The sequence below is a fragment of the Oceanobacillus sp. GQ8 genome (assembly GCF_059758495.1).
On the sequence record NZ_JCAXEV010000001.1, the window covers coordinates 682,598 to 699,375 of the forward strand.

Annotated in this window: 18 protein-coding genes; all 18 read right to left on the reverse strand. The window is 38.4% G+C overall.

Annotation, left to right across the window (positions count from 1 at the left end):
* Positions 1 to 13: 13 nt before the first annotated feature.
* The 18 genes from rseP to flhA all read right to left on the reverse strand — a co-directional run bounded on the left by rseP (position 14) and on the right by flhA (position 16,768).
* Positions 14 to 1,285: an RIP metalloprotease RseP gene (gene rseP / locus AC6CHS_RS03605; protein ID WP_498234149.1), complete on the reverse strand. Its 1,272-nt coding sequence runs from the start codon at positions 1,283 to 1,285 to the stop codon at positions 14 to 16.
* A gap of 114 nt (positions 1,286 to 1,399) precedes the next feature.
* Positions 1,400 to 2,206: a phosphatidate cytidylyltransferase gene (locus AC6CHS_RS03610; RefSeq protein WP_498234151.1), complete on the reverse strand. Its 807-nt coding sequence runs from the start codon at positions 2,204 to 2,206 to the stop codon at positions 1,400 to 1,402.
* A gap of 14 nt (positions 2,207 to 2,220) precedes the next feature.
* Positions 2,221 to 2,985: an undecaprenyl pyrophosphate synthase gene (gene uppS / locus AC6CHS_RS03615; RefSeq protein ID WP_498234152.1), complete on the reverse strand. Its 765-nt coding sequence runs from the start codon at positions 2,983 to 2,985 to the stop codon at positions 2,221 to 2,223.
* A gap of 414 nt (positions 2,986 to 3,399) precedes the next feature.
* On the reverse strand, positions 3,400 to 3,948 hold the full coding sequence (frr, locus tag AC6CHS_RS03620; RefSeq protein WP_036573038.1) for a ribosome recycling factor: 549 nt from the start codon (positions 3,946 to 3,948) through the stop codon (positions 3,400 to 3,402).
* Positions 3,949 to 3,950: 2 nt separating this feature from the next.
* Positions 3,951 to 4,673, reverse strand: coding sequence for a UMP kinase (gene pyrH, locus AC6CHS_RS03625; RefSeq protein ID WP_106896677.1), 723 nt, complete (start codon positions 4,671 to 4,673; stop codon positions 3,951 to 3,953).
* 152 nt (positions 4,674 to 4,825) lie between these two features.
* The gene (gene tsf / locus AC6CHS_RS03630) at positions 4,826 to 5,710 is read right to left on the reverse strand and encodes a translation elongation factor Ts (RefSeq protein WP_036573040.1); all 885 of its coding nucleotides are present in this window, start codon (positions 5,708 to 5,710) and stop codon (positions 4,826 to 4,828) included.
* A gap of 101 nt (positions 5,711 to 5,811) precedes the next feature.
* On the reverse strand, positions 5,812 to 6,558 hold the full coding sequence (rpsB, locus tag AC6CHS_RS03635; RefSeq protein WP_498234155.1) for a 30S ribosomal protein S2: 747 nt from the start codon (positions 6,556 to 6,558) through the stop codon (positions 5,812 to 5,814).
* 179 nt (positions 6,559 to 6,737) lie between these two features.
* Positions 6,738 to 7,193 carry a DUF6115 domain-containing protein gene (locus AC6CHS_RS03640; protein ID WP_498234157.1) on the reverse strand — a complete coding sequence of 152 codons (456 nt, stop codon included), beginning with the start codon at positions 7,191 to 7,193 and terminating at the stop codon, positions 6,738 to 6,740.
* A 19-nt stretch (positions 7,194 to 7,212) separates the two neighbouring features.
* Positions 7,213 to 7,518: a hypothetical protein gene (locus AC6CHS_RS03645; protein ID WP_498234159.1), complete on the reverse strand. Its 306-nt coding sequence runs from the start codon at positions 7,516 to 7,518 to the stop codon at positions 7,213 to 7,215.
* Between the two features lie 34 nt (positions 7,519 to 7,552).
* Positions 7,553 to 8,926, reverse strand: a complete 1,374-nt coding sequence (locus AC6CHS_RS03650) for a flagellar assembly protein A (protein WP_498234161.1) — start codon at positions 8,924 to 8,926, stop codon at positions 7,553 to 7,555.
* Between the two features lie 80 nt (positions 8,927 to 9,006).
* A complete protein-coding gene (locus AC6CHS_RS03655) occupies positions 9,007 to 9,786 on the reverse strand; it encodes a FliA/WhiG family RNA polymerase sigma factor (RefSeq protein ID WP_498234163.1) in 780 nt (259 codons plus the stop codon).
* Between the two features lie 191 nt (positions 9,787 to 9,977).
* Positions 9,978 to 10,475, reverse strand: a complete 498-nt coding sequence (locus AC6CHS_RS03660) for a chemotaxis protein CheD (protein WP_498234165.1) — start codon at positions 10,473 to 10,475, stop codon at positions 9,978 to 9,980.
* Positions 10,468 to 11,103, reverse strand: a complete 636-nt coding sequence (locus tag AC6CHS_RS03665; RefSeq protein ID WP_498234166.1) for a chemotaxis protein CheC — start codon at positions 11,101 to 11,103, stop codon at positions 10,468 to 10,470. The genes AC6CHS_RS03660 and AC6CHS_RS03665 overlap by 8 nt, the downstream gene beginning before the upstream one ends.
* A 3-nt stretch (positions 11,104 to 11,106) precedes the next feature.
* On the reverse strand, positions 11,107 to 11,580 hold the full coding sequence (locus AC6CHS_RS03670) for a chemotaxis protein CheW (protein WP_238019251.1): 474 nt from the start codon (positions 11,578 to 11,580) through the stop codon (positions 11,107 to 11,109).
* Positions 11,581 to 11,674: 94 nt separating this feature from the next.
* The gene (locus tag AC6CHS_RS03675; RefSeq protein WP_498234167.1) at positions 11,675 to 12,727 is read right to left on the reverse strand and encodes a protein-glutamate methylesterase/protein-glutamine glutaminase; all 1,053 of its coding nucleotides are present in this window, start codon (positions 12,725 to 12,727) and stop codon (positions 11,675 to 11,677) included.
* Between the two features lie 6 nt (positions 12,728 to 12,733).
* Positions 12,734 to 13,609, reverse strand: a complete 876-nt coding sequence (locus AC6CHS_RS03680; RefSeq protein WP_498234169.1) for a MinD/ParA family protein — start codon at positions 13,607 to 13,609, stop codon at positions 12,734 to 12,736.
* Positions 13,602 to 14,738 carry a flagellar biosynthesis GTPase FlhF gene (flhF, locus tag AC6CHS_RS03685; protein ID WP_498234171.1) on the reverse strand — a complete coding sequence of 379 codons (1,137 nt, stop codon included), beginning with the start codon at positions 14,736 to 14,738 and terminating at the stop codon, positions 13,602 to 13,604. Before flhF ends, AC6CHS_RS03680 begins: the two co-directional genes overlap by 8 nt.
* Positions 14,735 to 16,768 carry a flagellar biosynthesis protein FlhA gene (gene flhA, locus AC6CHS_RS03690; protein ID WP_498234173.1) on the reverse strand — a complete coding sequence of 678 codons (2,034 nt, stop codon included), beginning with the start codon at positions 16,766 to 16,768 and terminating at the stop codon, positions 14,735 to 14,737. Before flhA ends, flhF begins: the two co-directional genes overlap by 4 nt.
* Between the last annotated feature and the right edge of the window lie 10 nt (positions 16,769 to 16,778).

Here is a 16,778-nt window from a genome sequence, read left to right on the forward strand (position 1 = left end):
AGTAAATTTACATTTATAAAAATAGTCGTTGGATATCGTTCCATGTTACGACGATCATTAGTAGCATGAGTAATGCGAAACCGACGAAGTGAAAGATACCCTCTTTTTCGGGAGCAATTGGTTTGCCACGGATCGCTTCAATTCCTACAAATAATAGTCTACCACCATCAAGTGCTGGAAGTGGAACGAGGTTAACAATACCAAGATTAATACTTAAGATTGCTGTCCATAGAAGGAAATTCATAAACCCAGTTTGAACTACCTGGTCTGTTGCGTCATAAATTCCTACTGGCCCAGATAGCATGTCAATGGATACCTGCCCGGTGACGAGCATAGCTAGATTCGTTAAGATTAATTTTGTTGTGTCATAGGTTTGGGTGAAACCATATTTTAGTGTACCGAGTACTGATTTTTCATATGCCAGGTTTACACCTAATTGGCCAATCGTTTCTTGACCATCTACTCCCTCAACTTCTACTGCATTTGGCGTTACAGTTAGCGGTAGCTGTTCACCATTACGTTCTATAACAATATCCAGTTCCTGTCCCGGATTTTCTCTAACAATTGTCGTAAACTCGTCCCAAGAGGATACCGACGTATCTCCTATTTGGACCACTTCATCATTCTCTTGTAGTCCTGCTGTTTCAGCTGGGCTATCTTCGAGAATTTTACCCATTTTAGCTTCATCAACAGGTGCCCCTTGGATTAGACCAAGAATGAAGAAAATTACCATTGCTAAAATAAAGTTCATCATAGGGCCAGCAAACAATTGCATTGCCCGTTTTCCAATACTCTTAGAAGCAAATTGACGGTCGTATGGTGCAATTTGTGTCTCTTTCTCATCCATAACAAAGAATGCTTTACGGTCTACTTCGAAGTGTAGTTTCTCTTCATGCTCATCTGGCTCGTACCCTTCAATAACCAAACGGTGATCCAAGTCTGCATATTCTATCTCGACAATCCTCGCATTGGGATGCTTAGACTTATTATCCACGATAATCCGGTTTACTTTTCCTTGCTCGTTAAATTCAAGACCAACATGGTAGCCTGGTTTTAAATCAATTATCTCCGGATCTTCTCCTGCTACACGTACATAACCACCAACCGGCAATAGACGTATTGTATATACTGTCTCATTGCGGGTGAAGGCAAAGATCTTTGGACCAAAACCAATAGCAAATTCACGTGCCAACATGCCAGCACGTTTTGCAAAAATGAGGTGGCCCCATTCATGTATAAATACGAGTAATCCAAACATGAAGATAAATGCGATAACTGTGTTCAATAAAAACACCTTCCTTTAACCCGACATCTAAAGATGATGTTCAGGAGATTGCCATTATTTAGCATTGGATGACTTTTTTAGTATACGATGGCCGAGTCATAAATATTTCTAAAATTATACAAAGCCTATAAAATGCAAAACAGGTAAAACAAATAACATACTGTCAAAACGATCCAAAATACCACCATGACCAGGTAGAATGTCACCAGAGTCTTTTACTCCATAATGCCGCTTAAATGCAGATTCTACAAGGTCTCCAATTTGGCCAAAAATAGAGGCTAGTACTGTCACCAGTACAACTACTAACATAGAATGATGTTGAATTGGACTAAACACATGGAATATGATAGCCACAATACATGCGAGTATTACACCACCAATAGCCCCTTCGACTGTCTTATTGGGACTGATCTTTGGCCAAAGTTTTTTCTTTCCAAATGCTCGTCCGAAAAAATAGGCTCCTGTATCTGTTGCCCAAATAACAAGGAATACATAGACAATCGTAGCAAGCCCATCATCTATATAATTTCTTGTTTCAATTAGGAACGAAAACCCCATTCCTACATAAATCGTCGAAAGTAAAATAAATCCTGCATGGTCGAAAGAAAATCTATTCTTTACAAGCACTGTGTAGGATAATAAAAGCAATACAACTAACATAATCACATCAGATTTATGGAAAAACGCTTCGGGTATTGAAAGAAAATCAAATCCAGCGGAAGGAAGCATAAGCATCCAAAGTAATAGAATTCCCAACGCTGAAGATACAGAATACTTCCCAATTTCCCTCATTCGCATAAGCTCTATTAAGCCTATTGTAGCCATAATATATACAAGTAATTCGAATGGTAATCCACCAAAGATTACAAATGGGACAAAGATAATAAGTGCGACAATTGCTGTCAGTATTCTTTGTTTCATAACGCTATAATCACCTAAATTCCTCCGTAGCGGCGCTTACGCTGCTGATATTCATGCAGTGCTTCAACGAAAACATCCTCGCTAAAGTCAGGCCAAAGCACGTCAGTAAACCAAAATTCTGTATAGGCCAATTGCCAAAGCAAAAAGTTACTCAACCTTTGCTCTCCACTTGTACGGATTAATAAATCCGGGTCGCTTAATCCTTCTGTATACAAATAACTGGAGAAGGCTTTTTCATCCAACGAGTCAAGCGTGATTTTCGAGCAATCGATATCTGTCATAATTTGCTTAATAGCCTGCATGATTTCATACCTACTACCATAGTTTAATGCAAAATTTAATAATAATCCATCATTATTCTTTGTTTTATCCTTTGCATACTGTACTGCTTTCTTTGTATGGGCTGGGAGTGCATCGAAATCTCCAATTGTTTCAATTCGTACATTTTTCTCCATTAATTCTGGAAGGTAAATATGTAAGAATTCCTTTGGTAGTTTCATTAAAAAATCTATTTCTGATTTCGGTCTTTTCCAGTTTTCTGTTGAAAACGCATATAATGTGAGAACTTTAACGTTATAGTTACTCGCAGCACGTACAACTTTCATTACTGCATTTACGCCTTCCTTATGTCCCGCTATCCGTGGGAGTGACCGTTTTTTGGCCCACCTGCCATTCCCGTCCATAATGATGGCAACATGGTTTGGAATATTTTCTATATCCTTATGTTCTTTATGATCATCTATTTGTTTCGTTTTAAAAAAAGGAAGTTTCATTGACATCTTATGTCCTCCGAATGCAATTGATTATCCATACCCTCACGCACCTAATATATGTGTATGCGTGAATCAATACATTCTATTCAGTATAGGTGGTATGAATTATCATTATATCATTAAAAGCCAAGAGAATTATATCGGAATAAAGGAATACGTTATGTAATTTTTTTATTGATTCCTTCATTCTAATTCATCTCATACATCTTTTTAGTTTTATTTATATTTCTTTTCTATTCGTTTACTGGTATTCATTTACCTATCAGTAAACCTCCCTCCCCTTCACTATATCATGATTTTGATAGATATGATACGGGGGGGATACTTCTAGATGTGATCCAGCATAACCGTTGGAAGAAAAGAAAAGCCCCCTTATAAGAAGAGGGCTATTACAACTTATTGAACAGAAAAGGGTATGAGTTAAACTTCCGTAATTTCTTTCTCTTTATCCTTTGCAAGTTGATCAATACGAGCAATGTGCTGGTCTGTTTCTTTTTGTACATCGTCCTGCGCAGCTCGCACATCATCTTCTGTCAGATCATCTGACTTTTTCAGCTGATCATTAGCATCTCTGCGGATATTGCGAATTTGAACGCGAGACTCTTCCGCATATTTTCCAACAACTTTTATTAAGTCTTTACGTCGTTCTTCCGTCAAAGCAGGAATATTAATACGAATAACATTTCCATCATTAGATGGGGATAATCCTAAATCTGCTTTTTGGATTGCTCTTTCTACTTCTTGAATCGCTGATTTATCATATGGTGTAATAACAAGTAACCTAGCTTCTGGTGCATTAACTGAAGCGAGTTGATTTAATGGAGTGGAAGCACCATAGTAATCGACATAAACGTTATCCAAAATACCTGGATTAGCTCTACCTGCACGGACAGTTGCCAAACTTTTTGAAAAAGCCTGTACTGCCTGTGACATTTTATCCTTCATATCTTTCATAATTGACTCTGACATTTTTATTTCCCCCTTATTGTTGTACCAATGTTTTCACCTTGGACAACGCGTTTTATGTTGCCTTCTTCTGTGATTGAGAAGACAATTAGTGGAATATCATTATCCATACAAAGAGTTGAAGCTGTTGAATCCATTACACCTAAACCTTCATTTAACATTTCCATATAGGATAGTTGCTCATACTTCTTAGCATTTTTATTTATTTTTGGATCATCCGTGTAGACACCGTCAACATTATTTTTGGCCATTAGAATTACTTCTGCTTCGATTTCTGCAGCTCGTAACGCGGCTGTTGTGTCTGTAGAGAAATACGGGTTACCAGTACCGGCCGCAAAGATTACAACTCGCTTTTTCTCTAAATGGCGAATAGCTTTTCTTCTTATGTACGGCTCTGCAACTTGACGCATTTCAATGGAAGTCTGTACTCTTGTTGGAATACCAATGTTTTCCAAGCCGTCTTGTAATGCTAATGAGTTCATGATGGTAGCAAGCATTCCCATGTAATCTGCTGTTGCTCGATCCATTCCCATTTCACTGCCGACTTTTCCTCGCCAGATGTTTCCACCGCCAACAACGATCGCTATTTCTACATCTAGTGCTGAAATTTCTTTAACTTGCTCGGCGACGGATTTTATTATCTTTGGTTCAAGGCCATAACCCTGTTCTCCACTTAAAGCTTCTCCGCTTAACTTTAGTACAATTCTTCGGTAACGAGCTGTTGTCATAATAACCTCCATGAATAAATAAGATTTTATAGGGTTTCTACCACTAATAGGTCTTTGTTTGCTTTTTTGTTGCACATATAAACAACAGAAGCAAAAGAAGAGTAAAGTAATTTGGAGAAATAGGGAACAACGAGTGCTCCCTATGTGGTTTATTATTTTTTAATTTGGCTCATTACTTCATCAGCAAAGTTTTCTTCGCGTTTTTCCATTCCTTCTCCAACTTCATAACGGATGAAAGTTTGAACAGTAGCGCCTTTATCAGCTACAATTTTTTTCACTTTTTGGTCTGGATCTTTAACAAAGCTTTGTTCTAGAAGACAAATTTCTTCAAAGAATTTACCAAGACGACCTTCTACCATTTTTTCAACGATATTAGCAGGTTTTCCTTCGTTTAACGCTTGTGTTTTTAATACTTCGCGCTCATGATTTACTTCTTCTTCAGATACTGCATCACGAGATACATAGCGAGGGTTAACTGCAGCTACGTGCATAGCAACATCTTTTGCAAGATCTTCGTCTGTTGTACCTTCAAGTAAAGCAAGTACACCAATACGTCCCCCCATGTGTAGGTATGAACCAAATGCATCATTATCTGTTTTGGTTAGAACTGTAAAACGACGTAGAGAGATTTTTTCTCCAATTGTAGCAACAGTAGAGTTGATATATGTTTCTACTGTATCGCCATTTCCATGAAGTTCTTGTTGAAGTGCTTCTTCAACAGTTTCTGGCTTCTGGTTAACAATATGTTTACCAAGCTCTGCTAACAAGTTTTTGAATTGATCATTTTTTGTAACGAAATCTGTTTCACAGTTTACTTCAAGTAGTACAGCACTATTGTCTACAACTTCGATGTAAGTAGATCCTTCTGCAGCAATACGATCTGCTTTTTTAGCAGCTTTAGAAATACCTTTCTCACGAAGATAGTCAACCGCTTTATCAATATCGCCTTCAGTCTCTTGAAGTGCTTTTTTACAATCCATCATTCCTGCACCTGTTTTTTCGCGTAGTTCTTTAACCATTTTTGCAGTAATTGCCATTATAATTCCTCCTTGGTTTAAGTCATTTTCTAGGTTTTTTGCTTTAAAAAAGGGTGATAAAAGGCTCTTATCCTCTTATCACCCTCACCTTTTACTTGAATTTACTCTTGATTTGATTCAGCAGCAGTCACTGCTTCTTCTTCAACCTGCACTTCTTCTGTTTCTTCGCCTTGTTTCACTTCCAAAATAGCATCTGCCATTTTAGATGTCAAAAGTTTTACTGCACGAATAGCATCATCGTTTGCAGGAATTACATAATCGATTTCGTCTGGATCACAGTTAGTATCAACGATTCCGATAATCGGAATGTTTAACTTGTGAGCTTCTGCGATAGCGATGCGCTCTTTACGTGGGTCGATAACGAACAATGCATCTGGCAATTTAGTCATTTCTTTAATTCCACCAAGGAATTTTACTAGACGTTCTTTTTCTTTTAAAAGGTTTACTACTTCTTTTTTAGGTAGTACTTCAAAAGTACCATCTTCTTCCATGCGCTCAATGTCTTTAAGACGGTTGATACGTTTACGGATTGTTTGGAAGTTAGTAAGCGTTCCACCCAACCAGCGCTGGTTTACATAAAACATACCAGAACGAGTTGCTTCGTCACGGACAGAGTCCTGTGCTTGTTTTTTTGTACCAACGAAAAGTACTGTCCCGCCATTTGACGCGATTTCCTTCACGTAATTGTACGCTTCATCAACCTTTTTAACAGTTTTTTGCAGGTCAATGATGTAGATGCCGTTACGCTCTGTAAAGATGTATTTTTTCATCTTTGGATTCCAACGGCGAGTCTGATGTCCGAAATGTACACCAGCTTCAAGTAGTTGCTTCATAGAAATTGCTGACATAATATCTTCCTCCTAAGGTTTTATTCCTCCGTTCAGGTCATTTTTATATAGAGACTGTTATACAGCACCCACTATACAAATCACGGAACGTGCGTGTTTTCGTACCTCGTTCATTAATATATGAACATAGTATTTACACCAAAAGTTAATATATCATACCGTTCGCCTCTAAGCAAGTATTATTCACCATTTTTTGCATACAATTTTACAATAAGCTCAACTTCTGTCTTGCCGCAGTCCAATTGCTTTGCAATTTCGGTATTGCTTTTTCCCCTATGGTGCAATTGGAGTATCCTACTTTGCAAGGATGCTTCCACTTGATCTTCCTCAATTGGCGCTGGTGGAGTATACGATGAATTCTCTTGTTCACTGTAATCATAGTTTGCTTGAGAACGAACGGATTCATAAGCAACTCCCTTAGGTACAGAAGTTACCTTATCCTCTTCGCTACTTATTGCTTCCTGTAATCGATCATTTTCCTCTTTTACTTCTTGAAGGTATGTTTCCAATAATGTGACTAACTCTTCTGTTTGTGTATCAGACTTTGGCTGGGATCTTTGCCTAAATAGCTGGAATATAATGGTGAGTGTCACGATGTGTAATAAAAAACTAATAATCAGTAAAAAAGATTCCATATAATTATAATTCTCCCTACTATCCGTTGAAATCTATCCTCTTTCCTAAAAAAGGGTGATCATTTTTGTTTATAGATTGCTGTACCTGCTGTTCCTGCTTTTTCTCATTCTGTTCAGAGCTGTTAGTATGTTTTTCTTCCTTTTTTATTTTCTCCGTGTTTTCCGACCTATTCACCTGTTTTCGCTTTTCCAGTTGTTGTTTTAACTGCACTCCAGCTAAGGACTCTTGAAAATGCTGGTTCTGTTTCATTTGTTGTTCTTGCATTTTACCTGCATCCTGTGTTCTTGGCAAGGCTACCTGCATTTCTATAGAACGCCAACTCATAACCACACTTCCCTTTTTGGGAACAATCCCTGAATTAGCTGAATAATGGATGTGTTGCGATTTCGTTCTTGTTCATCTCTAATCTTACATAATGCGAATCTGACTTGATTGCTTTTTTATATTTCCCAAAAGCTACCCTGACGTTACGATAAAGATTTTGCCTAATAGTAATGGAGGCCGTTTGTTCGTTTCCTAGTGTGACATTAACCATTTTAAGTTTTTTCGTAACAATGGCAAGTTCATTACAAGCTTTTTCATACAGATTGCGCTGTCTAAGTTTTGTAATGCGTAATTTTGTCTCGCTCGTTGTAAGAGAGATGTTTTCCATCCTTTTACCCAGTATAGAGAGTTTCGCTATCTCATCTTCTAATTCCTTCTTTTTTGTAACTAATACTTGCTCCTTTTCCAAAGCTAGCTTGTTGATACCAAGGGAAACCTCTGTCTTTATATGTAGTCTGTTGCCAACATCCATCGCTTCCACAGATTTACCCGCAGATACACTGCCACCAATAATATTACCTTTTTGGCAATAGACCTTTTCACCTGCTGCACAAGTACTGTGGAGGATGGAGTTTTCTACAAAAATATCCTTTTCCGCCACCACGCTACCCTGATTAATATACCCAACTCTGACTGTTTCTCCTGCTACTACGGAACCTTCCTTTTGACCTGCAAGTCCTTCTGCAATATAAACTGTCCCACCTGCAATGATGGTGGCTGCTTCCACTAGACCATAAATTTTGATGTCTGCTGTAGCCTTAACCGAAAACCCAGAGGGAACATCTCCATGAATAATAATGGTGCCAACAAAGTCAAGGTTGCCGTATTTCATAGAAAGTGTCTCATGCACTTCATAGACTGGATATACATGTAACGTATTACCCATTATGCTCAGTTGCCCTTCCGCTTCTGCATAGAAAGATTGGTCTTCCTGATGAAATATTACGTTTTTACCTGGATTTAATAGAGCCGTCTTACCTGGCTTGGCTCTTATTTTCTTGTTGGAAATGTTAATTCCGTCTTCCTCATTTGTAGGTGGTCTTAATGTAGCAAGCTTCTGTCCAGCCTTAGCGGCAGGAATCCGCATAATATCGCGGAAATTCGCGTTGGAATCGCGATCTATTTCCGTAGTAAAGTTAGAATGATAGACAATTTCACCGTCTATTCCATTTATTGCTGGCTTACCTTTTGCAATCGTAATAGGAAAAGAAAGATCCTCTTTAGCTATAAGTTTTTGAAAATAAGTTTGGTTAAGTCCATAGTGAATTTGCTTCTCTTTCATAAAGGTGGTTAAAATTTCTTCATCCACCTTTAATTGCCTGTACATCTCTCTATCAAGACAATCCAATTCAGCAGATAAGCCATCCTTCTCTAAAACGACTTGAAAGCATTCTCTTAACTGTTCCATCACTTCTTCTCCTTATCCTGTTTTTAAAGCATAAGTGTTAAACTTCGACTCAGGCATCTAGATGTAAGAAGAATGGTTTGTTAGTTGACAGCCTGGATTTTTTTGAGCGTACTTCTTAATTTGACGATAGACTTTTTATGAATCTGTGAGATACGGGAAGTAGTCAGGCCGAGTACCTGGCCAATTTCCGTTAAAGACAACTCATCTTGATAAAACAAACTGATCACCATTTGTTCATTTTCATTTAAACTGCTAATACCTTCTGCTAGTTCTTTTTTTAATTCATTTGAAAGAACATTGACCTCAGGTAAAACCGTTGTTTCATCAGGCACAGCATAGCCGATTCCTTCTTTTAATTCACTTCTTCCATCTTTTGGTTTTTCTTCGATGGATAGGACATTCGCAAATAATGAATCATTTAAGATGGTTTCCACTTCCTTCACTCCCAGTCCAGCCTTTTCAGCTATCTCTTCCATTGTCGGCATGCGTTGGAGTACTTGTTCAAGTGAATGGGTTAGCTGCTCCAGTCTTTTCGTTTTCTCTCGTAATGATCTAGGAAGCCAGTCTTCTCTTCTCAACCCATCCATAATTGCTCCTCTGATACGGAAGGAAGCATATGTATCAAACTTAAGATCTCGAGCTGGTTCGAACTTTTTAAGCGCATCATATAATCCGAGCAATCCAAAACTCTTAACATCATCCCTATTCACACTACTCGGCAAATGACTGGAGATTCGCTCAGTATGGTAGCTTACAAGATACATATATGTTTGAATGAGTTCATTTGCAGCATCATTATCCTTTCGGGTCTGCCAATCATGCCACAACTTTTGTTCATGAGAAGACTTGTTCACCGTCATCATTAACTCCTCCCTCTCTACTATTAAACCAACTAGCTTTCATCCCGGTGCAACCGTCCGTAAGACTCCCACTTCAAAACATGAGGTGAGACAGTGATGTTTAAGTGGGAGTAAACGGACGTCAACACCCCGATTCGTTCAACTAACAATCAGTGGGGGAAGAATGCCCCCCTGATTGAAGTTTCATTTTATTAAATCAGTTGTTCCTCTTTACTAGCTTTTTTTATTTTCAATTTACTTGTTTTAGGATTAAACTCTATTGTTCTCCCGACGTTACCACCCGTATCGGCTGCGATAACAGGAATGCGCAAGTCTTGTAAAATTGCTAATACTGCTTCAGAATTTCGTGGGCCAATTCGCATAATGTCAGAATTAGATGTGAAGTGAAACATTTGCGCCCCACCAGCCAGTTTTGCTTTTAGTGCATACTTTCTAGCACCCTCGTCAATTAATTTATTAACTAGGATCGGAATGGCAGTATCCGCATATTTATAAACATTTAGCTCAGCCTGTTTTGCCAAATTAGAATCAGGTAGAAGGACGTGAGAGAGTCCTGCTATCCGCTTTACATCATCATAAATTACTACACCTACACATGATCCAAGTCCAGAAGTCCGGATAATACCTGGTGCTCTTACCATATTTAAATCTGCTATACCAACTTTCACGATAGATTTAACCTCAGTCATATTCCGTAATTCCTAATGCATGAAATAACTTAGTTAGTGAAGCTGGATCAGGTATTAGTAAGAAATTCCCCTGAACACCTTTTTGATCTTCTTGTTCATTAATCTTGGTATCAATAATGATGGCATAATCTGAGACCTGTGATAACTCTAATAACCCTACTGTTAAAATAGCACCGGCCATATCAATACTTAGATAAGGTACAGATGGCTGCATATTTATACTAGTAAAGTCAGACAACGCCGATAGATAAGAACCAGTCAAAATATTACCTGCCTCCTGCAATGCAGAGATAGCAAACTCGTTGGCTGACTCCCCGAGTAAATTCACTTCATTACCAGGTACTATTTCATTAACCAAGAATTCCGCCTCTTCAATAGATAATATAAAATACACGGTCCCAGGCGCTTCTCCTTGTATCCGGAAAAACACTGCAGCAATTAGTTCATCTGGCCCTCCAATTAATTCCATTACTTCATCAAAACTTACCACTTTAACTGAAGGGACTTGCATATCAATTTTCTTATTAAGTAATTTCGCCATGGAGGTTGCTGCATTTCCTGCTCCAATATTACCTATTTCTCGAAGCACATCTTTTTGCACGTTGGTTAGGTTTGTAAAGTCATTCATTTGTTAAGACCCTTCCACTCCATGTAATTCCTTCATTTGATCAACAGTTAAAACCTTCTCAAGATCAAGAAGTATGAACAATCGATCTTCCATTTTTACAACACCTTCGATATAGTCCACATCTACAGTTCCAATTACTTCGGGTGGTGGTTCGATTGCCTCTTCAGAAATATCCATTACATCATTGGCAGCATCTACGATCAAACCAACCTCCATGTCTTCCAAATTAATAATAATAATTCTAGTGGATTCATTGTATTCTGTTGCTTCGAGATTAAATCTGACGCGCAAGTCAATGACTGGTGTTACCACTCCACGCAGATTTATCACACCTTTAACAAAGTCAGCAGTTTGAGGTACTCTTGTAATCGGGAGCACCCTTTCTATTGCCCCTACTTGCTGTACTGATACTGCATACTCTTCATTTTGCAATTGAAATATAATAACTTTTCTATTAAGTGAAGTTCCTGTTTCCATCTTACACGCCTCCGATTTGTTTTATATTTTGATAATAAACCTAATTGGCAATTCTAAAAATACTTGTAGACTAAGAAACAAAGTCTGTATGTTCTTAAGCATTCACCAGATTTTCAAGCGTATCTGCAACCTGGTTTAAGGCCACTATATGATTAACACAGTTCGTTTTAACCGCGGATTTTGGCATCCCATAAATAATGGCTGTCTTTTCTGATTCCGCTATGGTTATTGTAGAGGGATCTTTCATTTTCATCCTCTTAATACCATTTGATCCATCGCTTCCCATTCCCGTTAAAATAACGGCAATTTTGTTTGTTTTGTCTAAGTCACCTGCAGAATCAAACAGCACATCAACAGAAGGCCTGTGCCCGTTAACTGGTTCTTTTTGAGATAATTCCACAACCATTGCTATTCCACGTTTTTTAACGTGCATATGATAATTACCAGGAGCAATATATGCTGTTCCATCCTCAAGGACTTCACCATGAACTGCCTCTTTCACATGAACTGCTGACATTGAATTCAGACGCTCTGCAAGAGACTTGGTAAAGCCAGGAGGCATATGTTGAACAATCAAAATCGGTGCTGAAAAGTCAGCTGGCAGGCAAGGTATTACTTGCTGTAATGCACGTGGACCTCCCGTTGACGTACCAATGGTTACAATCGTTTTGCTATGTGTCTGTTTTCTGTCTTGAACAGGAATGTCAGTAGATTGTATCGCAGGCTCTTCAGGTTTTTCCGTAATAGATACTCCTGACGCGGCTATTACTTTACTAATAATTTCTTGTGTTATTTGACCATTCTCCATCGATAAATTTCCTGATGGCTTCGTTATAAAATCAACAGCCCCATTAGAGATTGCCTGTAAGGTTTTGTCTGCTCCCTCTGCAGTAGCGCTCGACAACATTACAACAGAAACAGGGCATTCACCCATAATATATTGAAGTGCTGTAATACCATCCATTACAGGCATATGAATATCCAATGTTACAACATCTGGTGACAACTTTTTTATTTTCCTAATCCCGTCCTCACCATTACGGGCTGTAGCTATTACTTGAATACGTTGGTCCGATTCCAGCATATCCTTAATAACCTTTCGCATAAATGCAGAATCGTCAATTACCAGCACACGAATAGATTTCATAATTCGTTACCTCTCTGTCATCAGTTGTTTTAGTTTTTGTAGGAAAGTCTTACGGCCAGATTGTTGAAAATCATGCGGTAAATTATCCGTATAATGATAGGCTAATTGTTTCATAGCCTTACTAACAGGAGCATTTTCATTATATAAAGTATAAGGAATCTGACGAATAACGGCTTGGGATACATGTTTATCATCAGGTAATATGCCCAGTGCATGCACATTAACCTCAAGAAAACGCATCACCACTTCACGGAACCGCTGTAAAGCCCGTTCACCTTCTTTAATACTTGAAGCTCGGTTCATAATAACTTTCATTGGCATGTCCAGATTGTTGGATACGATATGTTTAATCATGCCATACGCATCTGTAATGGAAGTTGGCTCTGGAGTAGTTACAACAATACATTCATCAGATGCCAAGATAAATGACATGGTATCCTTAGTGGCCCCCGCCCCCATATCGAAAATAATATAATCATAGGAAGAAACTAGCTTATGATACTGTTCAAAAAAATATTCTCTGCTTTCTTTATTAAGTGAAAACAATTCATTCAGCCCTGAACCACCTGCAATGTATCCTAACCCCTTAGGACCCGTTTCAATGATATCTTCAATTCTTTCATAATTTTGCAAGAGATTAACAATTGACTTTTTTGCTGGCACCCCCATCAAAATGTCAATGTTCCCCATGCCGATATCCAAATCGAATAAGAGGACACGGTTTTTTTGTCTGACTAACTCTAATGATAAATTGAGTGCTACATTAGACTTACCTACGCCCCCCTTGCCGCTAATAATAGAAACAGTTTTTGCTTGTTTTAAATCATGTGAAGGATCTTGTTTTAGCTTTTTTCGAAGACTTGATGCTTGATCCTCAAACATCTCGCAAACCGTCCACAATGTAATCACTTATTAGGGAAGGAGACAATTTTAACAGGTCTTCAGGAACGTCCTGACCATTGGTTGCGTAGGCAATTCCAGTCTGTTTGCCAAGTGATATATTTAGAAAACTACCATACTGTCTAGTCTCATCAGCCTTTGTAAATACTACTTCTTTGATGCCAATCTGAGAAAACTGGTCGTAAATGGTGGTAATATCTTCTGCTTTTGCTGTTAGAGCCAAGACGAGGTACGTATCCATCTTCCACTCAGGACGAGTAGTTTCCTTTAGCTGTCTTATATACTGTTCATCTCGGAAATTTCTGCCGGCAGTATCAACAAGGATGACATCGTAATTAGCATATTTTTCAAATGCTTGCTTAAAGTCATCTGCTGTATATGCAACCTCCATTGGTACATCCAATATTTTGGCATACGTTCTCAATTGCTCTACAGCCGCAATACGATACGTATCCGAAGTTATAAGCGCTACTTTCTTCTGGTCCTCTAGCATACATTTTGCTGCGATTTTAGCAATGGTTGTTGTCTTCCCGACACCAGTCGGACCTACAAACTGTGCAATTTTCTTCGTATCTTCTATACCTTTATACGGAAAACCAGACAGCTCTGTCTTTAAAACTGTCGCTAAGGTGTCAACTATATCACGATAATTTACATTATCGGGTTCTACATTTCCAGCCTTATCCATTACTTTATCTACAAGCTGTTTGGCAAGAATCGGATTTACTTCTTGTGCAAGTAAGCCTTGATAAACAAGTCGATAGTTCATTGGATAATGACTGGTTTCATCTGTTGAGTAATGTAGCATTTTTTTTAGTTGCTTTATTTCCTCTAAGACAAGGTTATCAGAGTCTTTTTTAGAACCGTCTTGCTTGGTTTCAATTTTTGTTGTCTCGGCTACTTTGTTTTGAATCGTCTGGTTATTGCTTGGTCGAATTGGATCTGGATCAAGCGCCGCGACCACTTCGATTCTGCTTTTTTTAAAAAGTCCTAAAAAGCCTTTGTGTTTTACCTCTTTGGAATTTAAGATAACAGCTCCTGTACCTAATTCTTTCCTTACCAGCTTCATTACTTCTGGCATGGTTGCCGCTGTATATTTTTTTACCTTCATTGAATATTCACCACCCCTACGCTTTGGACTTGCACTGTTGGCTCCAATTCATTATAAGATAGCACTACAACCTGTGGAAGGAAACGTTCAACAAGCTGTTTCAAATACATTCTGACCGCTGGGGAACAAAGTACGATTGCAGTTTCTTCCTGTAACGATAACTTTTCAGCTTCATTGTGTAGGGATTTTACAATTTCTTGTTGGGAATCAGGATCCAACGCTAAATAATTCCCATGCTCTGTCTGCTGGATGTTTTCCGCTATAAGTTTCTCGACTTTCCCTGAGACAGTCAATACCTTAAATGAAGAATCATCTTCTGCATATTGCTTGGTAATCTGTGGGGATAAGGCTTGTCTTACATATTCACCTAGTAGCTCCGTATCATTTGTTAATTTTGAGAAGTCTGCTAAGGTTTCAAAGATTACTGGCAGGTTACGTATGGAAACATTTTCCTTTAAAAGTTTTGCCAATACTTTCTGAATATCTCCAACAGATAAAGGCTCTGGTGTAACTTCCTCTACTAATATTGGATAACTTTCTTTTAGGTGATCAATTAATTGTTTTGTTTCCTGTCGGCCTAGTAAAGTATGTGCATGTTTCTTTATCACTTCCGTAATGTGGGTGGATACAACTGAGGGTGGATCCACAACAGTATAACCTGACAATTCTGCTTCATCTTTCACTTCTTCGTTTATCCATTTAGCTGGTAGACCGAACGCTGGTTCTTTTGTATCGATTCCATCGATTTCATCGTCTGCTATATCAGGAGACATGGCAAGGTAATGATCAAGCAGTAACTCCCCTTCTGCCACTTCATTTCCCTTAATTTTCATCTGGTATTCATTAGGATTTAGTTGAATGTTATCACGAATACGAACAACTGGTATGACAATTCCTAATTCGATAGCCAATTGTCGGCGGATCATAATAATTCTGTCCAACAAATCTCCACCTTGGTTCGTATCTGCTAAGGGTATTAAAGCATAACCAAATTCAAATTCAATAGGATCCATATTAATTAAACTAACCACATTCTCCGAAGTCTTCATTGCACTGCTTTCTGTTTGAACCTCTTCTTCTACTTCATCAACCTCCGGCTCTTCAGCCTGTTTCAATAACAAGTATCCACTTAATGCAAGCACTCCGGCAATGACAGTAGTAAGGAAGAAGTTAATCGGTGTTAAACCAAGCAAGAAGATGGTCCCGGCTGCAATAAATAATAGCTTTGGATATTGCAGTAGCTGACCTGTAACATCACTTCCAAGGTTCCCTGTACCTGCAACACGTGTTACAACAATCCCAGTTGCTGTTGCAATTAATAAGGCGGGTATCTGACTAACAAGGCCATCCCCAACTGTCAACCTCATATATGTATTAATTGCTTCTTGAAATGGCATGTCCATTTGTACCATTCCAATAATTAAGCCAAAGATAATGTTAATGAGAACGATGATAATACCAGCAATAGCATCACCTTTTACAAATTTACTTGCTCCATCCATAGAACCGTGAAAATCTGCCTCATTCTCTACTTTTTCCCGCCTGTCTTTTGCTTGCTGCTCAGAAATCAGTCCAGCATTCAGGTCGGCATCAATACTCATTTGCTTTCCTGGCATTGCATCGAGAGTAAACCTTGCTGCCACTTCTGATACACGTTCTGAACCCTTCGTGATTACAAGAAACTGAATGATAACAAGTATGATAAATACGACGAAACCTACAAGAGGATTATCACCGATAACAAATGTACCAAATGTTTCAACGACACCGCCTGCTTCAGCTTCAGAAAGAATCGACCTGGTAGTAGAAACATTTAACCCTAAGCGGAAAAGCGTTAAAAGCAGCAAGAGAGATGGAAATATGGAAAACTGCAATGCTTCCTGTGTGTTCATTGATACAAGTATAACGATTAGTGCAAGGGTTATATTACATAAAATAAAAATACTTAATAGCCATCCCGGTAATGGAATGACAAGCATTACGATTATTAATATAACACCTAAAAGGACGGATAAATCACGAGCTTTCATTATTGTCTCT